Source organism: Olivibacter sp. LS-1, from assembly GCF_008245145.1.
GTDB lineage: Bacteria > Bacteroidota > Bacteroidia > Sphingobacteriales > Sphingobacteriaceae > Olivibacter > Olivibacter oleidegradans.
The window spans coordinates 1,970,142-1,992,014 of the sequence record NZ_CP041643.1 but is presented as its reverse complement, the minus strand read 5'-3'; the positions used below and the strand labels follow the sequence as shown (position 1 = coordinate 1,992,014).

Below are 21,873 nucleotides of genomic sequence, written 5' to 3'. Positions count from 1 at the left end.
AACTCGGAATAGCCGAAAGCCGATTTCTGACAGCTGATTACTGATAGCTAACAATCAACAGCGAACAATTAAGAATTGAGTACGGCGTTGTGCGTTAACAACTACTTAACCATCGCCCTACTCAACCACTTAACAATACTATATTAATCCGTACTGAGCCAAAGCTGATTTCGTCGTTGCTACATCGACATGTTCAACACCCTGTATACCCAGTTGGCAAGCCGCCTCAATAAAGACCGGGCGATCGTCTAAATAGACGATTTCTTCAGGCTTTACCTGTGCCAGATCGATTGCAAGTTGATACATATCCATATCGGGTTTTCGCATATGCACAAAACAAGAAGAGGCAAAAACATCAATAAAACTCTTTAGGTCAAATTGCTGAATGCGGTAGTCGTTCAATTCCCTGCCTTCATTATTCACGGCGATGGTGAGAAGATGATGCTTCCGTTTTATGGTACGGATCAATTCGATCATCTCGGGATAAGGTTGCGACTTTTGCATCATAAATGCTTTAATATCCTCTCGTGTAAAATTGCGTGGTTTATAGAATATTAACAAAGTCAAATATTCGTCCAAAGTAGATTTACCTGACTCATAGGCGTCAAAGATGATACGATGTCTTCCATTCAGTTCCTCAAAATCAAGTCCGAATTTGATTGCTGCTTCTTTACGAGCTTCTGTATCCCAGCCATTTGTTAAAAACACTCCTCCTATATCCAGAAAGAGTGCTTTAATGGTGCTATTGTGTTCAGGCATTAGGAAACCACCTCCTTGCGTTTCTGTGCTAGCACGTCCATCAAGCTATCAAAAGGTTTAATAAATTTCTGAATCCCTTCTTCTTCCAGGTGTTGCGTAACGTCTGAAAGCTTAATGCCAACAATATCTTCCAATTTGTACAGCGTATAACGTGCGTGCTCAAGGTCATCTTTTAAGCGTGCTGCGGGGTTGCCATGATCGCGATAGGCATTCAAGGTTTCTTTTGGCAAGGTGTCTACCGTTTGTGGGCCGATAAGTGCTTCAACATACATTAGATCATCATAGGCTTTGTTTTTCACACTGGTGCTGGCCCATAGCAAACGCTGTGGTTTAGCACCCTTGGCTTCCAATTCCAGAAAACGATCAGACATAAAAAGTTCGTTATAAATACTATATGCCACTTTAGCACTTGCGATTGCGACCTGTCCTTTAATCTGCTTTGCCGCTGTAGCTTTACTCGGATCATTTTCAGCAACCTCGTCTAACATCGTATCTACCATTGTGTCGATGCGACTTAAAAAGAAACTTGCTACCGAGGTTACTTTTTCCAGGGGTTCTCCTCTTTCTGCCCGTTCTTCTAATCCTGCAATATAAGCTTCCGCTACTTCGCGATATCGGTCTAAACCAAAAAGTAGCGTTACGTTGATATTAATGCCTTCGCTTATCAACTGTTTAATGGCCGGCAAGCCTTCCTTTGTGCCGGGAATTTTAATCATCACATTCGGACGGTCAAGTGCTTTCCAGGACGATCGTGCCTCTGCAATAGAGCCTTCGGTATCCAATGCCAAACCGGGTGAAACCTCTAGACTTACGTAGCCATCCAGTCCTTTGGTCTGTTCGTAAACCCCCTTAAAAACATCAGCGGCATGCTGAACATCCTCAATAGCCATTTTGAGAAAAATTTCCTCATTCGAGATATCCGTCTTTCCCAATTCACTGATGGTATCATTATAGTCTTCACTACGTGCAATCGCTTCTTCGAAAATTGCAGGATTTGAGGTAACTCCTCTTAAATTGTCTTCGTCTATCAATTTCTTCAATTCACCGGATTGAATAAACGATCTTTTGATATAATCCAACCATATACTTTGGCCGAAATCAGGGATCTTTGCTAATGGATTTTTCATCTGATTAAATTAGACTTTTAGTGGCGATGAAGCTATCAGATTCATTCATACCCCTGTGTGGTTTGAATAAATCATGATGGTTTCATCTGATTAAATTAGACTTTTAGTGGCAATTCAGCTTGCATGAGCCGCGTTAATCACGCTCTTTTTTGAGCGGTAGCTCATGCAGGTTTCATTATAATAATTATTTATTTGTGTCTATTTCCAAAGGTATGCATGCTGCCTTCGGTGGCAAGAAGCCATCGGAAATCAGCTATCAGCTTTCGGTTATCAGTCGCTCGAACCTTTCTCACAACTCACAACGGGCAACTCACAACTGATCACTCATCATTCATTCGTTCATCAATTATAATTCATCACTTTAACTACTAAACTAATTCCCTACTCAACTACTCAACGTCTCAACTACTTAACGTTTCAACAACTTAAGAGCTCGATCGTAAACATGCCTGGCAGTAAAACCAAAATGTGTCATCACCGCTTTGCCTTCACCCGATTCACCGAAGGTATCGATGCCTATTACATCTCCGTCTGCACCAACATACTGATACCATAGTGGCGTCACACCTGCTTCCACGGCTAACCGTTTGGCCACATGAGGTGGCAGAACCTGCTCACGATAGGCCTGATCCTGTTGATTAAACAGTTCAAAGGAAGGCATACTGACAACCCTGGCGCCAATGCCTTCCTTCGTCAGTTGCTCTTGCGCTTCTAAAACGAGTTGCACCTCCGACCCCGTGGCTATAAGAATAATATCAGGGGTACCATCGGTGTCACTTAAGACATAGCCGCCTTTGCTTAAATTATCGCCGGAAGCGTAACGCTGCTGATCGATAACCGGTAACTTCTGTCGCGACAAGATGAGTGCTACCGGCCCCTTTAGTCGACTCATAGCAACTTTCCAGGCTGCTATCGTCTCAAAAGCGTCTGCCGGCCGTATGACCGTCAAGTTGGGGATTAACCGCAAAGCCGAAACATGTTCAACCGACTGATGCGTAGGGCCATCCTCACCTAAGGCAACACTATCATGCGTAAATATATAGGTGACCGGTGCTTTCGTTAAGGCTGCCAAACGAATGGCTCCTCGCATATAATCCGAAAACGTCAAAAAGGTACCGCCATAGACACGCGTACCCCCGTAAGAGGCCATACCATTTAATATTGCGCCCATACCGTGTTCGCGGACACCAAACCAAATGTTGCGTAAGTCGTAATGTCCCGGCTGGAAACTTTCATCTCCTTTAACAGGCGTATTGTTCGAACTTGCTAAATCCGCTGAGCCGCCAATCAACCAGCTTATGTTTTGGCGCAATACTTCCAATACCTTTCCCGAAGCCTCTCTGGTTGCTAGCGCATCCGCGGCATTGAAAGTAGGCATCCCATTATCCCAGCCCGCTGGCAATTCACCTTCAAAGCTAATTTCAAGGTCCTTCGCTTCTGCTTCAAAAACTACTTTATAAGATGTAAATTGCTCGTTCCATGCCTGTTGCAATTCAGCTCCTTTTTGTCCTCGGCCCAAAAGGTAATCGCTCACTTCTTCCGGTATAAAAAAGTTTTTCTCCGGGTCCCATCCGAAAAACTCCTTCGTTTTCTTTAGATTTTCGATACCCAGTGGATTGCCATGTACCTTATTCGTTCCCTGTTGCGGACTGCCATAACCGATAATCGTTTTAACGGATATTAAAGAGGGTTTTTCGGTTTCAGCCTGCGCTGCTAAAATGGCCTGCTCAATGGCATCCAGATCATTGCCATCCTCTACCGTTAAGGTTTGCCAGCCATAAGCCCTAAAGCGTGCAGGCACATCCTCTGTAAAGGCCAAGCTGGTCGGCCCATCGAGGGAAATCGCATTATCATCATATAAATAAATAAGCTTGCCCAACTTGAGGTGTCCTGCTAAAGATGCCGCCTCTGAAGCGACCCCTTCCATTAAATCGCCGTCGCTAACAATCGCATAGGTATAATGATCTATTAAATCGTAGCTCTCTTTATTGTATTTCGTCGCTAAAAACCGCTCAGCAATAGCGATTCCCACGCCATTTCCAAACCCCTGCCCTAGCGGACCGGTAGTCACCTCAATTCCTGGAGTCAACACCGATTCCGGATGGCCGGGTGTTTTTGATCCCAATTGCCGAAAGTGTTGCAGTTCAGTCAGCGGCAGATCATATCCGTATAAATGCAATAAACTGTACAATAATGCCGAGCCGTGGCCGGCAGAAAGGATGAAGCGGTCGCGATTCGGCCATTTAGGATCTTTCGGATTAAACCGCAGAAAACGATTCCATAAAACATATGCCATGGGCGCGGCTCCCAGCGGAAGCCCGGGATGGCCCGAATTTGCCTGTTGCACCATATCGGTCGCCAGGAAACGGATGGTGTTAACACTCAGTCCGTCTAAGGGGTTACTGTTTTCTTTAGTCATGGATAACTTTTTATGATCATTCAATTTGGACCCACCTTTGTATGTTCAGCTTTTGCTAGAACTATAACAAATTTAAGCAGCTTCGGTGTTGGATTTTTCTATATAACGTAATAATTGACTGATTGATTCTAATCATAAAGTCATAATTGTTTTAATTCAAATTCAGAAAACAGTGCTTACGCTTCACAAATTTTCGGCATTTAATTTGTAATGATTTCGGCATCCAGCTCTTGGGCTATTATAGAAATAGTCTATATTTACAAACCAGTTCAAAGAAATTAGGTTAAATAATGGGAGACTCCTTTACAAATGCGGCGTACAACCCTTTTGGGAATGATGCCGACTTTTTGTTGCACAATTTGGTTTACGACTCAGCGGTGGCTATTTATGCCTGTAATACCGAAGGCACCATTATTTTTTATAATACTGCTGCAACCACCCTTTGGGGCCGAACGCCCAACCTGCAAAAAGACCGTTGGAGTGGTGCTTACAAGGTCTATAGCCCCGATGGGAAGAAACTGGCTGAAGAAGAATTTCCGACTGCTTTAACGGCTAAGGGTCTAAATCGCACCGATCAATCCGAAGTAATCATTGAACGACCTGACGGGACAAACCGAAAACTCTTGGTGTTTCCCAAGGTGCTTTATAATGCCGCTGGTGAAATTACCGGCACTCACGCTACACTAGTTGACATCAGTGACCGTACCCCCTTGGAAGAGCGGCAAGCTTTCCTTTCATCCATTGTCGAATCATCGGATGATGCTATTGTCAGTAAAGACCTTCAGGGTATTATTACTAGTTGGAACATTGGTGCCGAGCGACTTTTCGGCTATACAGCGGAAGAAGTAATGGGGAAATCCATTACCATTTTAATCCCCAAACCGCGCTTAAGTGAGGAAGACTATATTTTAGGGCAGGTCCGTAAAGGAGAAAAAGTTGACCATTATCAAACGGTACGACTCAATAAATACGGAAAGGAAATACTTATATCGCTCACCGTGTCCCCGATTAGGGACAAGCAAGGCAAAATTATAGGTGCATCCAAAATCGCCCGGGATATATCGGAAGAAGTGAAGGTACAAAATGCTATCTATCAGTACACGCGGGATTTGGAAACCCTCAATTCTATCAGCCGGGCTATTTCTTCGAAATTGGATGTACAGAGCACTTTACAGCAAGTGACAGATGCGAGTAAAGAAGTGACCGGCGCAGCCTTTGGTGCATTTTTTTACCATTTAGTTGAGGTAGATGGAACAATAAAAACCCGATTTACCGTATCGGGTTATCCAGCCGAAGCACTTAAGCATTTGGAAATGCCGCGCGACACACCCCTGCTTCACCCAACCTTCAACGGCAATGAGATTGTACGATCCGACGACATCAGAAAAGATTCCCGTTACGGTCAAAATTACCCTTACTACGGAATGCCGCATGGTCATCTTCCCGTCGTGAGTTATTTGGCGGCTCCCGTTGTTTCTGCCAAAGGGGTCGTAATGGGCGGACTGTTTTTAGGACATCCGGAGCCCGGCAAGTTCAATGTACACCATGAAAGCTTGATCAGTAACATCACAGCCCAAGCAGCCATCGCCCTCGACAATTCCAGGTTATTCGAAGAGGTCAAGGCCTTAAGCGCAAAGAAAGATGAGTTTATCGCATTAGCCAGTCATGAGCTTAAAACACCACTTACAAGCGTTTACGGCTATCTGCAATTGTTGGAAAAGAAACCCGACAGTAAAATGGCGTCTCTGTTTGTTGATAAAAGCGTAAAACAATTAGACAAACTAAACAAATTGGTGTCCGAATTATTGGATATTTCCAAAATCGAAGCTGGTAAGCTTCAGTTTAATACCGAACTGTTCGATCTCGGCGAGCTGGTCCAAGAAACCGTAGAGTCTTTTCGCTTTTCCGTCAATAGCCACGATATTTCGTTGAACCGCCCCGCATACCCGATTACCATTAAAGCCGATAAACAACGAATCGAACAGGTTATCATTAACCTCTTAAGCAATGCCGTTAAGTATTCACCGAACGCCAATGAGGTTTTTGTTCAATGCGAAAAGAAAGAAACCGTTGCTACCATCAGCATCCGAGACGAAGGCATGGGATTGACGTCTTCTCAACAACAACAAGTCTTTACCCGATTTTATCGTGCCGATAATACTTCGGGTATAGCAGGGTTAGGAATCGGGCTTTATCTTTCCCGGGAGATCATTGAACGACACGATGGTAGAATCAACGTTGTTAGCGAATACGGGAAAGGCAGTGAATTCGTTATTACACTTCCATTACCGAAAACACCTTAAACCCTCCTCGGCCTTTAACAGATCCATATTTGGTTGTATGAAGCTACGCCTCGGTTACCCTCATACCCATGCATTTTTTTGGCAAGGTTTTTTCTACGTCCTAATAAACAGATATTATCCTAGTATAATCCACTCGTCCGATCCCACTATTGCGGAATCATAATGTCCATTTCGGGGGCATTATCGATACGGCATGATATTATCATAGTTAAATCCAATAGTTTAACTAAAAGAGAATCAGCTATGTTTTTTCACGACAGAAGATTACAGTACAAGGTTCGGGTTGATAAGCCCAACCCGCAATTCGCGCGTTTGTTACAACAGGCAATCGGCGGTATCGAAGGAGAAATTAGAGTATGTCTACAGTATCTTTTCCAAGCTTGGGGCAACCGGGGGCCGGCAAAATACAGAAACATGCTTTTGGAGACGGGAACGGAAGAAATTTCGCACATCGAGATGTTGTGTACGGCCGTTGCCTTAAACTTGGAGGGAGCGAAAGGTTCTATTATTGACGAAGTGGTGTCGTCCAATCCGGTGGTTGAACAGATCATGGGAGGGATGGACCCTCGCCACTACCTTTCTGCCGGTTTAGCGGCTATGGCTGCCGATGCCAACGGTGTACCGTTTAACGGCTCTTGGGTGGTAGCAAGTGGTAACCTAGCAGCAGACATGCACGCAAATGTGATGGCGGAAGCTACCGGGCGTACCTTAGCCACGCGTTTATGGGAATCAACTACCGATCCAGGCATGAAAGACATGCTAGCCTTTTTGATTGCGCGTGATACCATGCATCAAAATCAGTGGCTAGCCGTTCTCGAGGAATTAGGTGGCCCAAGCGCGCATCCTATTCCGAATAGCTTTCCGCAGGAAGAAGAAGTTAGCTCCGTTGCCTACTCCTTTATTTCTACTAATATTAATATGCCCGAAAAACCGATTGCTCGATGGACCGATGGAACCTCCATTGACGGCAAAGGCGTTTTTACCTACGAGCATGGCACACCCATGGGCGAGGAACCTATGCTAGCTCCCCCCATTAGAGAAGGTTATGCCCAAGCTGAACAAATGATAAACAAAAAAGATAATATATGAAATTTATCAGTAGACGCGTTCACGCTATGTTAGACTATATAGTGGGAATCTTATTAATTCTTGCTCCCACCTTACTGGGTTTTTCCCATATCCCGGGGGCAAAGTACAGTGCTATTATTGCCGGTGTTTTAGTATTGGGTATGGCTTTACTTACCCGGCATGAAGGCGGAGTTGCCAAGGTTATTCCGATGTCAACGCATTTGGTAATGGATGTCATCTTGGGCATATTATTGGCCTTATCGCCTTGGCTGCTTAATTTCAGTGATCAGGTATTTTTGCCTCATCTCATCGTCGGTGTATTCTCCATTATTGCCGGCCTCTGTACCGCGCCCGCCAGTCAACATGGCGTGGCTCAGGGCGGTGTCTTAAGTTAAACTAGCAGGCTGCCTTTTATGGGAGGCAGCCTGCTTTTTGAATCTACGAAATTCACTCATGTGAACAAAAAATTGAAATATTATGCTAGTAAGAATCTTCCCCCGAATACTGCACGCCGTATTAGATTATGGCGCTGCCTTACTGCTAATAGTTGCCCCCTTTCTTTTCCATTTTAGCGAGGAGCGACCGGCTACTGTGTTGTGTATATTGTTTGGTGTAATGATTTTGGGTATGTCCTTGTTAACGAATTATGAGGGAGGTGTACGGAAAACCATCCCAATGGATATACATTTATATGCCGATATTTTTGGTGGTGCTTACTTGGCCTTATCGCCGTGGTTATATTTATTTTCAGAAACTACCTATGCTTTTCATCTGCTGATGGGTATCGGATTATGCATCTCCGGTTTAATTACCGTTCGCGAGTCGCAACGGATTGTTATGCCAAAACCAGGTGATCAACATATATATACTTCAGCAAAACAACGGAAAAGAAATGTTAGCATTAATGGATAATTTTCCACCACATGTGGTGGCTTATCGGGCGCAAGGAAAAGTTAACGGCGAAGAATACAAAGAAATTGTAGTGCAGCGTATCGCCGAAGTTGCGAAAGCTTATCCTCAAATCAATTTTATTGTATTGCTAGAAACGGGTTTTGAAGATTACAGTCTTCAGGCCCTTTTAGAATATATTAAAGTCAGTTTTGAACACTTTAGCAAATGGAATCGAATGGCCATCGTATCCGATCAGCAGTGGGTTCGCAAAATCTACGATATACTCAGCCCCTTGGTACACGGTGAAATCCGGACATATCGACTGGAAGATCAGCAAATAGCCTGTGAATGGGTTTCAGCACCATTGCCCGCTTAGTTTTAGTCCACAAATCTACCATGTTTTGGTATGGCGATTTTATCAAATTCTGTTATCAAACGACTCAAACCCATGGTTAAATCCTTTCCCTCCATTGCCTCACCATGTCCGGCAATTAAGAGAGCAGGCCTTAGCTGTTGTAGCTTTACGGCTGAATCATAGGCTGCTTTCCAGTTAGTCGTCAAATATCGCGGTGGCCCATTAATCTCCTTTTTTTGCATCAACACCTTATAGAGTGCATCTTGCCTTACCGTCACAATGGCATCGGCAGACAATAAAAGACGATCTCCTTCTCGGAACAAAGCTATTTGACCCGGAGCGTGTCCCGGTACGTGTATCCATTGCCAATCCGATAAAAAAGGTACTTGGCCGTCTTCCGGTAAAGGGAACAGTCGTTCCTTAATATCGATCGATTCATGTGGATAAATGGCCGCCAATTTCGCCAACATACCCCCTTCCACTGAAGTATCCGGCTCTGGATAGTCCTGTAGCCCTGTTAAGTAAGGGAATTCCAAGGGATGCGCAAAAACCGGCACATCGGGCCAATGGGTCAATAAGTCGACTACATTTCCCACATGATCAAAATGCCCATGGGTCAACACGATAGCTGCCGGAGGATGTTCGTCAAAACGAGATCGAGCCACCGCTATCATTTCGTCTGCACACTTCGGCATACCGGTATCCACCAAAACCCATCCTTCTTTTCCAACCTCACCAATCATGACGATATTAACAATTTGATTGGTATAGTAAAAAACATCCTTGGTGACTTCTTGTCCGCTATTGCTATTGACCGATGTCATCGGTATAAACTTACCATCATTACTCTTTTTCATCATGTACTTTAATTTTTTTAAGCGAAGAAGGAGCACTTGGCGGTGCTCCTCCGACTTGAAGAATTAGAAAGAAATTAGGGATTAATTTGAGTATTCAAAGCTTTCGCATCTTCCAAATGCGCTTCAAGGGTTGGCAATTTTTCGTTCGCCCAAGTCCTCAAAGCACTGTTCGGTACACCGCTCTGACTCGCTGCCTCGGAAAATAACAAAACCGCCTCTTCGTGCGATTTCACCATGATCTGCGCAAAAGCTTTGTCAAAAGCTTCTCCCGTAAGTGGTGTCAGCTGGTCTAGGTTCGCCTTTTCCTTCGCTGCAAGTTCCATGGGCACCGTAAAGCCCTGCGTCTCCGCTATTGCTTTTAACTCTTCACCCGCTTTCCCGTGATCGTTCACCATATGCTCTCCGTAACTTCGCACGGCTTCAGCACTTCCTTTTTCAACGGCCTGCGCTCCTGCCATAATTTCAAACTGATTGCTGCTCGCAGCCGTCGAAACAAAAGTTTGGTTATCCATCATCACCGGGTTGGTGTCATCATCATCACTGCACGATAAGACGAAATGGCTTATCGTCAAATACACAAACGCAAAAATCAAATACTTTTTCATAGGCAAATTTTATTTATATCAGAAGTATACGCATGATCCATGCCTCGAATCTTCATTTTTATCGTTTAATTGAATAATACGGAAATCAGTATCGTATCCTATTCCAGCCTGATACGATTCGGTCACCCCATTTCCCGGCAAGGTTTTCTCTATGTCCTAAAATTACCATAGCGATGCCTTTTAAATTTTAGTATTCGCATACGAATCGCCTGAATCGGTGTAATGGCGATCACAACTTAATGTATCAGTAATTCAATCACGGGATTCGTTGGATCGGCTATGACACGAGCGCGCCCTCCAATTGGAATGGTTATCATTGGAAGGGTATGGCCAAAATCGATATTGGCAATAACCGGAATACCGTCGAGTTGCTTTTTTGTCTTGATAATTTTCGTAAGAATCTCTTTGGTCATCATCGAGTTCTGTTTAAACCGACCAATAGCGAGCGCTTTTACCCCACTAAAGCTAGGTTGATTGAGAAGCGCTTGCAACTGGTTTTGAACGTTTTTATAATCTTCCGGACCGTTGTCTTCCAAAAAAAAGATACTGTCACTTGTATCAGGCAGATACTCGCTGCCCTGTAAAAAGTTAAAAGTTAAGAAATTCCCTCCCAGAATTTTCCCTTCCACATCTCCTTCATTAATTACCCAATAACCGGGATTATCCAACTGTTCATGTTCCCATATAGAATTATAGTAAAATAGCGAAGGGCTAAGGCTTATCGGCTTATCGTCAAAAAGACATGCGCGAAAATAATCGAGAGAGAAACCAAGATCTTCTCCCGCACTCAACATATTGAAATGAGGGCCGTAGTAGGTCACTACATCGGTTTTAGCATAGACGGCGTTTATTAGAGCCGTGATATCTGACAAACCACAAAGAATTTTAGGGTTGTCTTTTAACAATTTATAATCTATATAGGGCAATAACTGGTTAGATGTTGTTCCTCCGGATACCGCTAAAATTGCCTTCACCGATTTATCTTCGTAAGCTCGATGTAGATCCGCTAAGCGATTGTCTATGGTTGTTGATCCAAACTCATCTATTTCATGGACGTGATCTCCAAAGCTTACCGTTAAACCTAATTCCTCTAACCTCTTCACGCCCCGAATACGCATCTCTTGCGTTAATTTGGGCATTAAGCTCTGTGCAGGGGCGATGATTTGGATGTGATCACCGGGTCTTAATTTGTCTACGATCATTCGTTGCTTTTCCTTTTTATATACAAGAATCTCTCCAAGCAAAAGCATGATTGACAGGTCTTGCGAGCATATGCAAGCCCTTAATTAAACAGTATTGAACAACTATGTAGGGACCTGTGTTGATTAGCTTCATCAGGCTATTCCTTTGGCGGCGTCGACCATATGACACATGCATCTTCTATGCTATAGTAGTGTAAGTTTTTCAGTACCATATAAAAATCATTCCAAATGCACACTATATCATCAACACGTTCATTCATCCCGACGGTGCCTACATGCGTGGAACGTTATCGCACTAAAAAACACCAATCTTTTTTGAGTTATATCTTTTTAAGGATACCGGCACTATTCTGATGCACCATTGAATAGTATAGATTTTAATTTCAATGGGGATGGATATATGGATAATATAATGGGTCGGCAAAGGGTTTATATCACGCACGTGATGCCCACTATCGATAATGGTACCTATCCCTCAAAAGCAGTGATAAATGATGAAACTTCCTTTACCGCTGATCTTTTTGCTGACGGACACGACCAAGTATCTGCAAGCCTTTTCATAAAGGCGCAGCATGCAAACGAGTGGCAGGAGGTTGCCATGCAGCATGTGATCAATGATCATTGGGCAGCAACCTTCCGCTTTCCCGCGATAGGTGTTTACTTTTTCTGTATAAGAGCTTGGGTCAATCACTATGCTTCCTGGATCAATGGCTTGCAAAAGAAGGTAGAGGCCGAACAAGATGTTTACGTTGATTTGCTAATCGGCGCAAATCTGCTCGAAGAGGCCACAACCGAACTTCCTTTATTGCTCCCCGAACTGCAAAAGTGGGGAGCGGTTTTGCGACAAGGCGCAATAGAAAAGGATTTACTAAAGACATTAAAGGAGGAGACATTACCCATTATGCGGCAGTACCGCTTAGAGCCCTTTACTTCTATCACCCAAGTTTACAAAATTGAGGCAGAACGTCAAAAGGCTGGTTTTAGCACCTGGTATGAGCTTTTTCCACGATCCACCGCTGAGATACCGGGACAACATGGAAGCTTCCAAGACGTCAAGCGGCTATTACCGAGAATCGCAAAAATGGGCTTTGACGTGCTTTACCTCCCTCCTATTCATCCCATCGGTGAAGTGAAAAGAAAAGGAAAGAACAACGCACTTATCGCTAATCCGGAAGAACCCGGGTCACCTTGGGCAATCGGTAATCGACATGGCGGACATAAAGCGATTCATCCGCAACTGGGCAGCTTAGAAGACTTCCAGGAACTAATCATATCAGCCAAGAAATATGATATCGAAATAGCCATGGATATCGCTTTTCAATGCGCCCCCGATCATCCCTATGTGCAGCTCCATCCCAACTGGTTTAAATGGCGACCTGATGGATCCATCCAATACGCTGAGAACCCACCAAAACGCTATGAGGACATCCTACCTTTCGATTTTGAGACATCCGACTGGCAAAATCTATGGAGCGAACTAAAGAGTGTCCTATCCTACTGGATTGCTATCGGGATTAGCATTTTCCGTATTGATAATCCGCACACCAAAGCACTCGCCTTTTGGGAATGGGTGATACCGGAAATTCGGAAAGACCACCCGGCAACTATCTTCCTAGCAGAGGCTTTCACCCGACCACGCATTATGGAGCAATTGGCAAAAGGAGGCTTCAATCAGTCGTATACTTATTTTACCTGGCGAAACACCAAATGGGAGCTCGAAACATACCTGTATGAGCTCACAAAAACTGATATGCGATACTACTTTAGGCCATGTTTTTGGCCTAATACGCCCGACATTTTACCCCCCATGCTAAGTGAGTGTGGAGAAAATGCCCATATCATGCGTGCCATCCTCGCAGCAACGCTTTCTGCCAATTATGGCATTTACGGCCCGGTTTACGAATTTGGTCTCAATGAAGCGCATCCGGGAAAAGAAGAATACACAAACAATGAGAAGTATGAGATAAAGCATTGGGACTGGAACGCACATACGCGGATAGGCGAAATCATTGCACGACTTAACCGGATCCGGAAACTGCACCCCGCATTACAAAACACGTATAATATTGAGTTTGCGGAGGTACAAAATGACCAGTTGATCTGTTATGTAAAAACGGATCAACGCAAGCAGGACCGGTTAATTATTGCCGTGAACCTTGATCTTTTCAATAGCCAGGGAGCCTTCGTTAAGATTCCATTATCGGCCCTTCATTTAGATGCTGATAAGCCCTATCATTTATTCGATCTGCTAAGCGGAGACAAGTATGAATGGTTTGGCGAATGGAATTATATAGAACTGAATCCTTACCTCATGCCTGCCCATATTTTTTATGTAACTCAATAAATTGTTATGAAAAACGGCCAATTAGACAACCAACTTCACTGGTACAAAGATGCCATCATATATGAGTTGCACATCAAAGCGTTTCGCGATGGAAATGGCGATGGGGTGGGCGACTTTGAAGGGCTGCTTCAAAAACTTGATTATTTACAGGACTTAGGTATTACCGCCATTTGGTTACTCCCATTTTATCCTTCGCCCCTTCGAGATGATGGATACGACATAGCCGACTATTATAACATCAATCCGGCATACGGTAACATCAAAAAATTTAAACGCCTTCTTAGAGAGGCACATAAACGCGGCCTAAAGGTAATAACTGAGCTCGTTATCAACCATACCTCGGATCAGCATCCGTGGTTTCAACGAGCGCGAAGAGCTCCTAAAGGCTCCGGACTTCGAAATTATTATGTGTGGACCGATGATCCCAATCGGTACGCCGATGCACGGATTATTTTTCAAGACTTCGAAAGTTCCAATTGGTCGTGGGATCCAATTGCTCAGCAATACTATTGGCATCGATTCTTTCATCATCAACCTGATCTTAATTACGACAACCCCTTGGTGCAAAAGGAAGTGTTCGATATTCTAAATTATTGGTGCGCCATGGGAGTAGACGGCTTTCGATTGGACGCTGTCCCTTACCTTTTTGAGCGAGACGGCACTAATTGCGAAAACCTACCCGAAACCCATGCCTTTTTAAAGAAACTACGGGAGCACATAGACCTGCATTACCCAGGCACCCTTCTTTTAGCGGAAGCCAATATGTGGCCGGAGGATTCTGCCGCTTATTTTGGAGCGGGAGACGAATGCCACATGAATTACCATTTCCCCATTATGCCGCGGATGTTTATGGCATTACAGATGGAAGACCGATATCCTCTGACCGATATTTTTGAACAGACGCCTTCCATCCCTCCTACTTGCCAGTGGGCAATTTTTCTGCGGAACCACGATGAACTTACATTGGAAATGGTAACCGACGAAGAGCGTGATTATATGTACAAGGTTTATGTCAAGGATCCTGTAGCCAGAATTAATTTAGGGATCAGGCACCGATTAGCCCCTTTATTAGAGAACAATCGAAAGAAAATTGAATTGCTTAATGCCTTATTGTTTTCATTACCGGGTACTCCCGTAATCTATTACGGAGACGAAATAGGCATGGGCGACAATTACTATTTGGGCGACCGAGACGGTGTTCGTACCCCTATGCAATGGCATCCCGATCGTAACGCAGGCTTTTCTGAAGCTAATCCGCAACGATTGTACCTCCCGCTCATTCTAGACCCTGAATATCACTATGAATCAGTCAATGTTGAATTACAATCGCGCAACACCTCTTCTCTACTTTGGTGGATGAAACGAATGATCAGCACTCGTAAAAAGTATAAGGCTTTTGGTCGTGGCGACATTCAATTCGTGTACACGGAAAACGCTAAAATTTTAGCCTTTACAAGAACATATGACAATGAAATTATGCTCGTAGTGGCCAATTTGTCCCGCTTCTCGCAGGCTGCGGAGCTATTTCTAGAGACTTACAAAGGGTTTGCCCCGATCGAAATTCTAAGTCGCAACCGCTTCCCTGTCATAAAGGAAGATATACCCTATTTTTTCACATTAGGCCCTTATGCAAGTCAAGTGTTCTTACTCGAAAAAGCACATCCCGAGCTGGCGGATGAAGCAAGATTACATTTAATCGAGATAGACGAGTGGAAAGAGCTGTTAGACGAGCCTGTTATCGAACAACTGGAAAACCGTATTCTACCGGATTACATCATGAAATTACGTTGGTTTGGAGGGAAAGGCAAGGGACCTGAAAATTTCCGAATCATTGATCACGCTACTATTGGTTTGGAAGAAGGAACCGCCTTTTTATTGCTTATCGAGGTATCCTATCATGATGGCTTACCGGAAACCTATCAATTGCCTGTAGCTTTCGGCAAGGGGCAATTTTCCTATCGTTTACAAGACAATTGCCCGCAATCAGTAATCGCCCATTTGAAAGTAGGCCACACGGAAGGCGTTCTTTATGACGCCATTTATGGAATTGAGTTGCAGCATGCCATCATCGCCAATATGGTTGGTAACCGACACATAGGTCAAAAAAACGGACAAATAAGCTTTTTGGGAAACAAAAAAGTAAAAAAACATATCAAGGAAAATCCAAGGCCCAGGCCTCGTGTATTGAGTGCAGAGCAGAGCAATACTTCTATTATTTACGATAATACGTTTTATCTTAAAATCTATCGAAAGGTCGACGCAATCATTAATCCCGACGTGGAAATGATCGCCTATCTTTCGGGAACGGCTCGGTTCAAGCACGTCCCCGCTTATTTAGGTAGAATACAATGGGAATTTAAATCAGGCCATACGATGGTTTTAGCCATGATGCAGGAAATGGCCGTAAGCAACAGTGATGGATGGACTTATATGCTCGATCGCTTAAACGATTTCAATGAAAGGGTATTGTCTCACGCTGATCCCAATTCACTGCTGGAAGAAGTAAAGGGAAAGCTATTACTTCCCTTAAATTTTGATGAGATACCCAACAACATGAAATTGCTGCTGGAAGGCAACCTTGCAGAATTGGTAAAGCTGTTAGGTATAAGAACTGCCGAAATGCATCTCGCTTTAGCAAAACCAACGGAACTACCCGAATTTAAACCTGAGCCCTTTTCGCTCCATTACCAGCGCTCCCTATATTCCTCACTCCAATCACTGGTGCGAGCAAGCTTTCAGAGTCTTCAAAAAAATATGGAAAACCTAAGTGCAGAGGTTCAGGAAGAAGCAAAAGAAGTGCTGTTACTCCGCGAGAGAGTCCTCAGTACCATGAAACGTATCTATCAGCATCGAATAGATGCTGTCAAAACCCGAATTCACGGAGACTACCATTTAGGTCAGGTACTTTTTACGGGCAAAGATTTTTTAATACTCGACTTTGAAGGCGAGCCGGCTCGAAGTTATAGTGAACGGCGCTTGAAGTTTTCGCCCTTACGTGACGTAGCCGGTATGTTGCGCTCCTTACACTACGCTGCCTTCGGCAGCCTGCTTCTTGATAACCAGATCCGAGAGGACGACATCAAAACGCTAACTCCATTTATCGAGCAATGGTACCACTATATGAGCGGCTTTTTCATGCGTGCCTACCTTGACAAGGTTAATGAAGCAGCATTTATACCAACCCGGTTGGAGGATCTACAAATCATGATGGACGTATATTTGCTACAAAAGGCCGTATATGAACTGAATTATGAGATTAACAATCGTCCCGACTGGGTACTAGTTCCGCTCCGAGGCATTAAATCCATTTTAAAAGAAGTTTAAGGCATAAAATCAACGATCATGAACACCGCTCCGCATACCGACCCTAAGTCACGTTTCACCGCCTTTGATCTCAGTTTGTTTAAGGAGGGCAAACATTACCAGCTTTATGGTAAGTTGGGCGCTCATCTTGTCAGCGAAACGGATGCACAAGGAGTTCACTTTGCTGTGTGGGCGCCCAATGCCGAACAAGTTTCCGTTGTCGGCGATTTTAACCATTGGGATCGAACGGCTAATCCGATGGGACGAAGACCTGATGATTCCGGAATATGGGAGCTATTCATTCCCGATCGGTTGGAAGGTGAGTGTTACAAATACTATATTAAAGGATACAATGGCTACGAAGTGGAAAAAGGCGACCCCTACGCGTATGCTTGGGAAGAACCGCCGCGGACGGCATCACGAATTGCCCACTTAAACTATGCCTGGCAGGATGAGTCGTGGCTAGAAAAACAAAGGCGCACCGATATCTTCACCGTTCCATTGAAAATTTATGAAACGCATATTGGTTCATGGAAACGCCACAACGATGATCCCACAAGCTTTTTAAGCTATAGCCAGTTGGCTTCAGAACTACCAACTTATTGTAAGGAACTTGGATTCAGCCATGTCGAGTTTATGCCCGTGATGGAACATCCGTTTTATGGCTCCTGGGGCTATCAGGTTGTGGGCTACTTCGCACCAAGCAGTCGATATGGATCGCCACAAGACTTTATGTATCTCGTAGATACGTTGCATCAGCACGATATCGGTGTCATACTGGATTGGGTACCCTCACACTTTCCAACAGACGAGCACGGTTTAGGCTATTTTGATGGCACCCACCTCTACGAACACGCCGACCCCAAGAAAGGCTTCCATCCCGACTGGAAAAGTAGCATCTTTAATTACGATCGAAACGAAGTGCGTTCTTTTCTGATCTCCAATGCCCTCTTTTGGTTAGAAAAGTACCACATTGATGGCCTACGTGTCGACGCCGTTGCTTCTATGTTATACCTCGATTATTCGCGAGTCGAAGGCCAGTGGATTCCGAATAAGTATGGAGGTAGGGAAAATTTAGAAGCTATTCAATTTCTGCAAGAGCTAAACGAGGCCGTGCATCTATATTGTCCACGGGCCTTTACAATCGCAGAAGAGTCAACCGCTTGGCCTAGAGTAACAGCCCCCGTACAGCTTGGCGGTTTGGGTTTCGATTTCAAGTGGATGATGGGTTGGATGCATGATACCCTATCTTACTTTCAAAAAGACCCTCTTTATCGTCGTTATCATCAAGGTCAATTAACCTTCAGCATGGTTTATGCCTATTCAGAAAAGTTTATTCTTCCTTTATCGCATGACGAAGTAGTGTATGGAAAAGCATCTTTGTTAAAGAAAATGCCGGGCGATGCCTGGCAACAATTTGCTAACCTTCGTTTATTATACGCTTTCATGTACGGACATCCGGGCGGAAAAATGATTTATATGGGTGCTGAGTTTGGTCAGTCGCACGAATGGAAACACGATGATGGTTTAAGCTGGGACGAATCTCTTGGAGCGCCCAATCGGGGGCTCGTAGCGTTTATTCAGGACTTAAACAAGCTTTATCAAACCGAACCGGCGATGCATGTACACAATTATGATCCCGCGGGTTTTGAGTGGAATGCAATAGACGATGCCGTTAACAGTGTTATCAGCTGGATTAGAAAAAGTGATGAGCAAGATGATAGTCTTTTATTTGTAGCTAACTTTACGCCCGTAGTGCGTAAAAATTACCGCATAGGTGCACCCAAAAAAGGATTTTATAGTGAAGTCCTTAATTCAGACAATCTCAAATATCATGGAAGCGATGTGTTAAACGATGCAATTATTGAAACTGCCCCTATTCCTTATCATGGTCGGACACATTCTTTGTCCCTAATATTACCTCCGCTCGCTGTGATTGTGTTGAAATATCAATATGACGAATAATCTGCTATGCGCGGCTTAGCTCAATAAAGCTTTGCGTATGGTACCGTATCAAATTATCGATAAAAAGCCCTTTGTTATCTCACGACAGCAAAGGGCTTTTGGAAAAAATACTAAAAACAACACGTCACATAGATAAAAACAAGAATCCTACCATTATTACAGTTGCGGGTAGGTAACCTATATTTTTTTATTGTCGTTAATCTGGCAAAAAAAACCACGATGTCATCTCGACAACGTGGTGGCACTAAACTTTACAATTTAGAAGAAAATTTATTTATCTATAATGTTTGCCATCAAAAACAACTTCCTTTAGCTGTCCTTCGTGATCGACAAGCACTTGCTCCAATCTATATATCCCTTCCTTATTAGAAGCCAATAACTTCACTTCCTTCACAAGCGACTGAAATACACCGTCTCCTTCCAAGGCTGCTCTAAGCGAAGCGGTAAGGTTTAGAACAGCTTCATTTTTCGTTGTTTCTTTTTTAAGCACCATTATTTTTGGGTTTACGTGCGAACTGCATCTAATCTTAAGAAATTCTTGATACCATAATGTTCATGCAGCCATTGCTTTTAGGTACTACTGTTAGAAAAACAGGAACATTCGTTCCACTTAATCGGGTGCGAATAACACGCCTTTCCCTGTTCGTGATCGCTGCATTCACCACCTGATGATGATAGGCAGGCAAGGAGGCACATAAGACATCCCAGACATTATATCCTCTAACGCTCCTTTGATCACAATTAAGTAATTTAGCCGCTGTATAATCGATATCCAGAATCATTAGACGCGGGTCTACGTCTAACGAGCCTGAGTCACCAATCGGTTTCCACCGAATGCCGCCTCGCGGCCGTGTAGGTGGTTCGCTTAAAGAAAGTTTATTCATGTTTATAAGTAACAGGTAGGTAAGCTATTGCCAAAATCGTTCCAATAGAGGCGCACACCATAGGTGCCCTTAGTCAAATCTTTCTTCTGCGTCCAATACAAGGCCGCTACCACTAAGCATGATCTATAAAGAAGACAGACGTGATTTTTTTTTAGAACAGCGGCACCAATTTATTGGTCAGTCGGTTTTTGCATATTACCCATTCGCTCCGTTGCCGCTTCGTCCGTACTTAAGTTTCCGATGGCGACTTGCATTTTGTTTTTAAATCCGGCGACCACCATATCTTCTCCTTTCATGAGCGCCTCGTAGCCTTTTCTGGCAACGAAAGCTGGATCTGCCAACTCCTGCTCTTGGACAATCTTTGATTCTTCCATATCTGCTTTCCTAAAGAAATCGGTATCGGTTGCTCCGGGTAATAGCGACGTTACCGTCACGCCGGTATCCTTCAATTCGCTACGGATTGCCTCGCTAAAGAAATGAACAAAGGCTTTAGTACCATGATACACCGCCTGATAAGGGCCGGGAATTTTGCCTGCTATTGACGATAAATTTAAGATCTTACCATAACCTCGTTGTACCATATCCTTGACAAAAAATTTGCTGAGCACGACACAAGCACTAATATTTAGATGTATGATGTCCAACTCGCGCTGCAATTCCGTTTCTATGAACTTTCCATACACCCCTTGTCCGGCGTTGTTTATCAACACATCGATATCAATGCCATAAGCCTTCACTTCCTCGTATACAGAAAAGGGAGCATCCGGGTTAAAGAAGTCGGCGACCACCGTAATAACCTCTCTTCCGTTAGTACGTAATTCTTCGGCAGTCTGAACCAGCTCCTGCTCGTTTCTAGCCACCAACACTAAATTGTAATCATTCTCTGCAAACAACTTTGCCAGCTCCAAGCCAATACCGCTGGTCCCGCCGGTAATTAAGGCGTATCTTCCTGTATTTTCTCTATCGTTCATAATATCAACACTTTACTTGTTCCTTTTTTTATTATCCATGTTACTATTGCCGATCGATTCATCTTCATCGAACGACTTTGGTTCCTTCTTACCTTCCTTTTCCGTCGCTAATGCGGAATCCCCGACCGATTCATCCACATCAAACTGGGTGGGTTTCGGTGTTGGTTCTTTTTCATGCTTTTTCATTTCCCTAAATGTTTATGGTTATTCCTTTATAAGTAAACCAATATGTTGCCAATCTCCGTTTGCGTTCTATTACACCATACAGGGTAGGTAAAAAACAACGCATCGATTTTGGTATGGATGCAGTGTCCTAATTAGCAAATTGATGTGTTTATTTATCAAGGCAATGAACAGTATTGCTTGGGTTTGGCTTATGTTTCCACGCGTTTCCACATAACCGAGGTAGAGGCCGAGTCGGTCTTAAAGAGCATAAAAAAGGCCCGGTAATGTCCAGGCCTTTTAGCATCTCTTAATCATTACCGGACGTTTTCACGATTTTGTTGTAAATCCCTAAAAGTAGGAAAGGAGCCGCCCATTGCCCTACGAAAAGAGCACTATGCTTGCATCCCATGCATTTTAAGGTTAACGATGCGCCCATCGAAACGACAGCAGCTGCCAAAAAAACTGTCGATGGGATCTTTGCCGTTTGATTTTCGATTTCCTTTGTGTGTTGCCCTTCGTCGGGCGTTCCAAAATTTGCCATAACTGCATGTTTTTAAAGTAGATATTAAAACAACGACCTAAATCGCTTAAAGTTTTTGAAAATTTCATTTAGCATATCAAATGCTCAGGGAACTCCCGGGGCCGCCCAATTCGT

19 protein-coding genes are annotated in these 21,873 nt (G+C 43.8%); 8 read left to right on the top strand and 11 right to left on the bottom strand.

Annotated features, from left to right (window positions below; translation table 11 throughout):
- Nucleotides 1–138 precede the first annotated feature (138 nt).
- The 3 genes from FKG96_RS08005 to tkt all read right to left on the bottom strand — a co-directional run bounded on the left by FKG96_RS08005 (nucleotide 139) and on the right by tkt (nucleotide 4,305).
- Nucleotides 139–759, bottom strand: a complete 621-nt coding sequence (locus FKG96_RS08005) for an HAD-IA family hydrolase (RefSeq protein ID WP_130856359.1) — start codon at nucleotides 757–759, stop codon at nucleotides 139–141.
- Nucleotides 759–1,886 carry a transaldolase gene (tal, locus tag FKG96_RS08000; RefSeq protein ID WP_130856358.1) on the bottom strand — a complete coding sequence of 376 codons (1,128 nt, stop codon included), beginning with the start codon at nucleotides 1,884–1,886 and terminating at the stop codon, nucleotides 759–761. The genes FKG96_RS08005 and tal overlap by 1 nt, the downstream gene beginning before the upstream one ends.
- Nucleotides 1,887–2,295: 409 nt before the next feature.
- Complete coding sequence (gene tkt / locus FKG96_RS07995) at nucleotides 2,296–4,305, bottom strand: transketolase (RefSeq protein ID WP_130856357.1); 2,010 nt, start codon at nucleotides 4,303–4,305, stop codon at nucleotides 2,296–2,298.
- Nucleotides 4,306–4,595: 290 nt separating this feature from the next.
- Here tkt and FKG96_RS07990 point away from each other — a divergent pair, with 290 nt between their 5' ends.
- The 5 genes from FKG96_RS07990 to FKG96_RS07970 all read left to right on the top strand — a co-directional run bounded on the left by FKG96_RS07990 (nucleotide 4,596) and on the right by FKG96_RS07970 (nucleotide 8,943).
- The gene (locus FKG96_RS07990; RefSeq protein WP_149105299.1) at nucleotides 4,596–6,608 is read left to right on the top strand and encodes a PAS domain S-box protein; all 2,013 of its coding nucleotides are present in this window, start codon (nucleotides 4,596–4,598) and stop codon (nucleotides 6,606–6,608) included.
- A 243-nt stretch (nucleotides 6,609–6,851) separates the two neighbouring features.
- Nucleotides 6,852–7,697: a manganese catalase family protein gene (locus FKG96_RS07985; RefSeq protein ID WP_013665466.1), complete on the top strand. Its 846-nt coding sequence runs from the start codon at nucleotides 6,852–6,854 to the stop codon at nucleotides 7,695–7,697.
- Nucleotides 7,694–8,071 (top strand): SPW repeat protein, encoded by a 378-nt coding sequence (locus FKG96_RS07980; RefSeq protein WP_130856355.1) that lies wholly within the window; start codon nucleotides 7,694–7,696, stop codon nucleotides 8,069–8,071. The genes FKG96_RS07985 and FKG96_RS07980 overlap by 4 nt, the downstream gene beginning before the upstream one ends.
- Before the next feature lie 82 nt (nucleotides 8,072–8,153).
- Nucleotides 8,154–8,588, top strand: coding sequence for a hypothetical protein (locus FKG96_RS07975; protein ID WP_130856354.1), 435 nt, complete (start codon nucleotides 8,154–8,156; stop codon nucleotides 8,586–8,588).
- On the top strand, nucleotides 8,569–8,943 hold the full coding sequence (locus FKG96_RS07970; protein WP_130856353.1) for an STAS/SEC14 domain-containing protein: 375 nt from the start codon (nucleotides 8,569–8,571) through the stop codon (nucleotides 8,941–8,943). Before FKG96_RS07975 ends, FKG96_RS07970 begins: the two co-directional genes overlap by 20 nt.
- 2 nt (nucleotides 8,944–8,945) lie before the next feature.
- Here the strand turns inward: FKG96_RS07970 and FKG96_RS07965 are convergent, their stop codons facing one another.
- The 3 genes from FKG96_RS07965 to FKG96_RS07955 form a co-directional block, all read right to left on the bottom strand.
- A complete protein-coding gene (locus FKG96_RS07965) occupies nucleotides 8,946–9,782 on the bottom strand; it encodes an MBL fold metallo-hydrolase (protein ID WP_149105298.1) in 837 nt (278 codons plus the stop codon).
- A 71-nt stretch (nucleotides 9,783–9,853) separates the two neighbouring features.
- Nucleotides 9,854–10,384: a DUF4142 domain-containing protein gene (locus FKG96_RS07960; protein WP_130856351.1), complete on the bottom strand. Its 531-nt coding sequence runs from the start codon at nucleotides 10,382–10,384 to the stop codon at nucleotides 9,854–9,856.
- A 236-nt stretch (nucleotides 10,385–10,620) separates the two neighbouring features.
- A complete protein-coding gene (locus FKG96_RS07955; protein WP_130856350.1) occupies nucleotides 10,621–11,634 on the bottom strand; it encodes an LD-carboxypeptidase in 1,014 nt (337 codons plus the stop codon).
- 352 nt (nucleotides 11,635–11,986) lie between these two features.
- Between FKG96_RS07955 and FKG96_RS07950 the strand changes: the two genes are divergently transcribed.
- Genes FKG96_RS07950 through glgB form a run of 3 tightly spaced genes read left to right on the top strand, consistent with a single transcriptional unit; the run spans nucleotide 11,987 to nucleotide 19,198 of the window.
- Complete coding sequence (locus FKG96_RS07950) at nucleotides 11,987–13,930, top strand: alpha-1,4-glucan--maltose-1-phosphate maltosyltransferase (RefSeq protein WP_242627207.1); 1,944 nt, start codon at nucleotides 11,987–11,989, stop codon at nucleotides 13,928–13,930.
- 6 nt (nucleotides 13,931–13,936) lie between these two features.
- A complete protein-coding gene (gene treS / locus FKG96_RS07945; protein ID WP_130856349.1) occupies nucleotides 13,937–17,254 on the top strand; it encodes a maltose alpha-D-glucosyltransferase in 3,318 nt (1,105 codons plus the stop codon).
- Between the two features lie 18 nt (nucleotides 17,255–17,272).
- On the top strand, nucleotides 17,273–19,198 hold the full coding sequence (glgB, locus tag FKG96_RS07940; protein ID WP_130856348.1) for a 1,4-alpha-glucan branching protein GlgB: 1,926 nt from the start codon (nucleotides 17,273–17,275) through the stop codon (nucleotides 19,196–19,198).
- Between the two features lie 274 nt (nucleotides 19,199–19,472).
- Here glgB and FKG96_RS07935 read toward each other — a convergent pair whose 3' ends face one another.
- The 5 genes from FKG96_RS07935 to FKG96_RS07920 form a co-directional block, all read right to left on the bottom strand.
- Nucleotides 19,473–19,691, bottom strand: coding sequence for a hypothetical protein (locus FKG96_RS07935; protein ID WP_130856347.1), 219 nt, complete (start codon nucleotides 19,689–19,691; stop codon nucleotides 19,473–19,475).
- A gap of 34 nt (nucleotides 19,692–19,725) precedes the next feature.
- Nucleotides 19,726–20,082 (bottom strand): hypothetical protein, encoded by a 357-nt coding sequence (locus tag FKG96_RS07930; protein WP_130856346.1) that lies wholly within the window; start codon nucleotides 20,080–20,082, stop codon nucleotides 19,726–19,728.
- 170 nt (nucleotides 20,083–20,252) lie between these two features.
- Complete coding sequence (locus FKG96_RS07925) at nucleotides 20,253–21,053, bottom strand: SDR family oxidoreductase (RefSeq protein WP_149105297.1); 801 nt, start codon at nucleotides 21,051–21,053, stop codon at nucleotides 20,253–20,255.
- Nucleotides 21,054–21,065: 12 nt separating this feature from the next.
- Nucleotides 21,066–21,239, bottom strand: a complete 174-nt coding sequence (locus FKG96_RS26715) for a hypothetical protein (RefSeq protein WP_165446985.1) — start codon at nucleotides 21,237–21,239, stop codon at nucleotides 21,066–21,068.
- Between the two features lie 286 nt (nucleotides 21,240–21,525).
- Nucleotides 21,526–21,759 carry a hypothetical protein gene (locus FKG96_RS07920; RefSeq protein WP_013665452.1) on the bottom strand — a complete coding sequence of 78 codons (234 nt, stop codon included), beginning with the start codon at nucleotides 21,757–21,759 and terminating at the stop codon, nucleotides 21,526–21,528.
- Nucleotides 21,760–21,873: the final 114 nt, after the last annotated feature.

Coding starts and splice junctions, on each gene's coding strand:
- FKG96_RS08005 (WP_130856359.1), bottom strand. CDS start 759: ATGCCTGAACACAATAGCACCATTAAAGCACTCTTTCTGGATATAGGA.
- tal (WP_130856358.1), bottom strand. CDS start 1,886: ATGAAAAATCCATTAGCAAAGATCCCTGATTTCGGCCAAAGTATATGG.
- tkt (WP_130856357.1), bottom strand. CDS start 4,305: ATGACTAAAGAAAACAGTAACCCCTTAGACGGACTGAGTGTTAACACC.
- FKG96_RS07990 (WP_149105299.1), top strand. CDS start 4,596: ATGGGAGACTCCTTTACAAATGCGGCGTACAACCCTTTTGGGAATGAT.
- FKG96_RS07985 (WP_013665466.1), top strand. CDS start 6,852: ATGTTTTTTCACGACAGAAGATTACAGTACAAGGTTCGGGTTGATAAG.
- FKG96_RS07980 (WP_130856355.1), top strand. CDS start 7,694: ATGAAATTTATCAGTAGACGCGTTCACGCTATGTTAGACTATATAGTG.
- FKG96_RS07975 (WP_130856354.1), top strand. CDS start 8,154: ATGCTAGTAAGAATCTTCCCCCGAATACTGCACGCCGTATTAGATTAT.
- FKG96_RS07970 (WP_130856353.1), top strand. CDS start 8,569: ATGTTAGCATTAATGGATAATTTTCCACCACATGTGGTGGCTTATCGG.
- FKG96_RS07965 (WP_149105298.1), bottom strand. CDS start 9,782: ATGATGAAAAAGAGTAATGATGGTAAGTTTATACCGATGACATCGGTC.
- FKG96_RS07960 (WP_130856351.1), bottom strand. CDS start 10,384: ATGAAAAAGTATTTGATTTTTGCGTTTGTGTATTTGACGATAAGCCAT.
- FKG96_RS07955 (WP_130856350.1), bottom strand. CDS start 11,634: ATGCTTTTGCTTGGAGAGATTCTTGTATATAAAAAGGAAAAGCAACGA.
- FKG96_RS07950 (WP_242627207.1), top strand. CDS start 11,987: ATGGATAATATAATGGGTCGGCAAAGGGTTTATATCACGCACGTGATG.
- treS (WP_130856349.1), top strand. CDS start 13,937: ATGAAAAACGGCCAATTAGACAACCAACTTCACTGGTACAAAGATGCC.
- glgB (WP_130856348.1), top strand. CDS start 17,273: ATGAACACCGCTCCGCATACCGACCCTAAGTCACGTTTCACCGCCTTT.
- FKG96_RS07935 (WP_130856347.1), bottom strand. CDS start 19,691: ATGGTGCTTAAAAAAGAAACAACGAAAAATGAAGCTGTTCTAAACCTT.
- FKG96_RS07930 (WP_130856346.1), bottom strand. CDS start 20,082: ATGAATAAACTTTCTTTAAGCGAACCACCTACACGGCCGCGAGGCGGC.
- FKG96_RS07925 (WP_149105297.1), bottom strand. CDS start 21,053: ATGAACGATAGAGAAAATACAGGAAGATACGCCTTAATTACCGGCGGG.
- FKG96_RS26715 (WP_165446985.1), bottom strand. CDS start 21,239: ATGAAAAAGCATGAAAAAGAACCAACACCGAAACCCACCCAGTTTGAT.
- FKG96_RS07920 (WP_013665452.1), bottom strand. CDS start 21,759: ATGGCAAATTTTGGAACGCCCGACGAAGGGCAACACACAAAGGAAATC.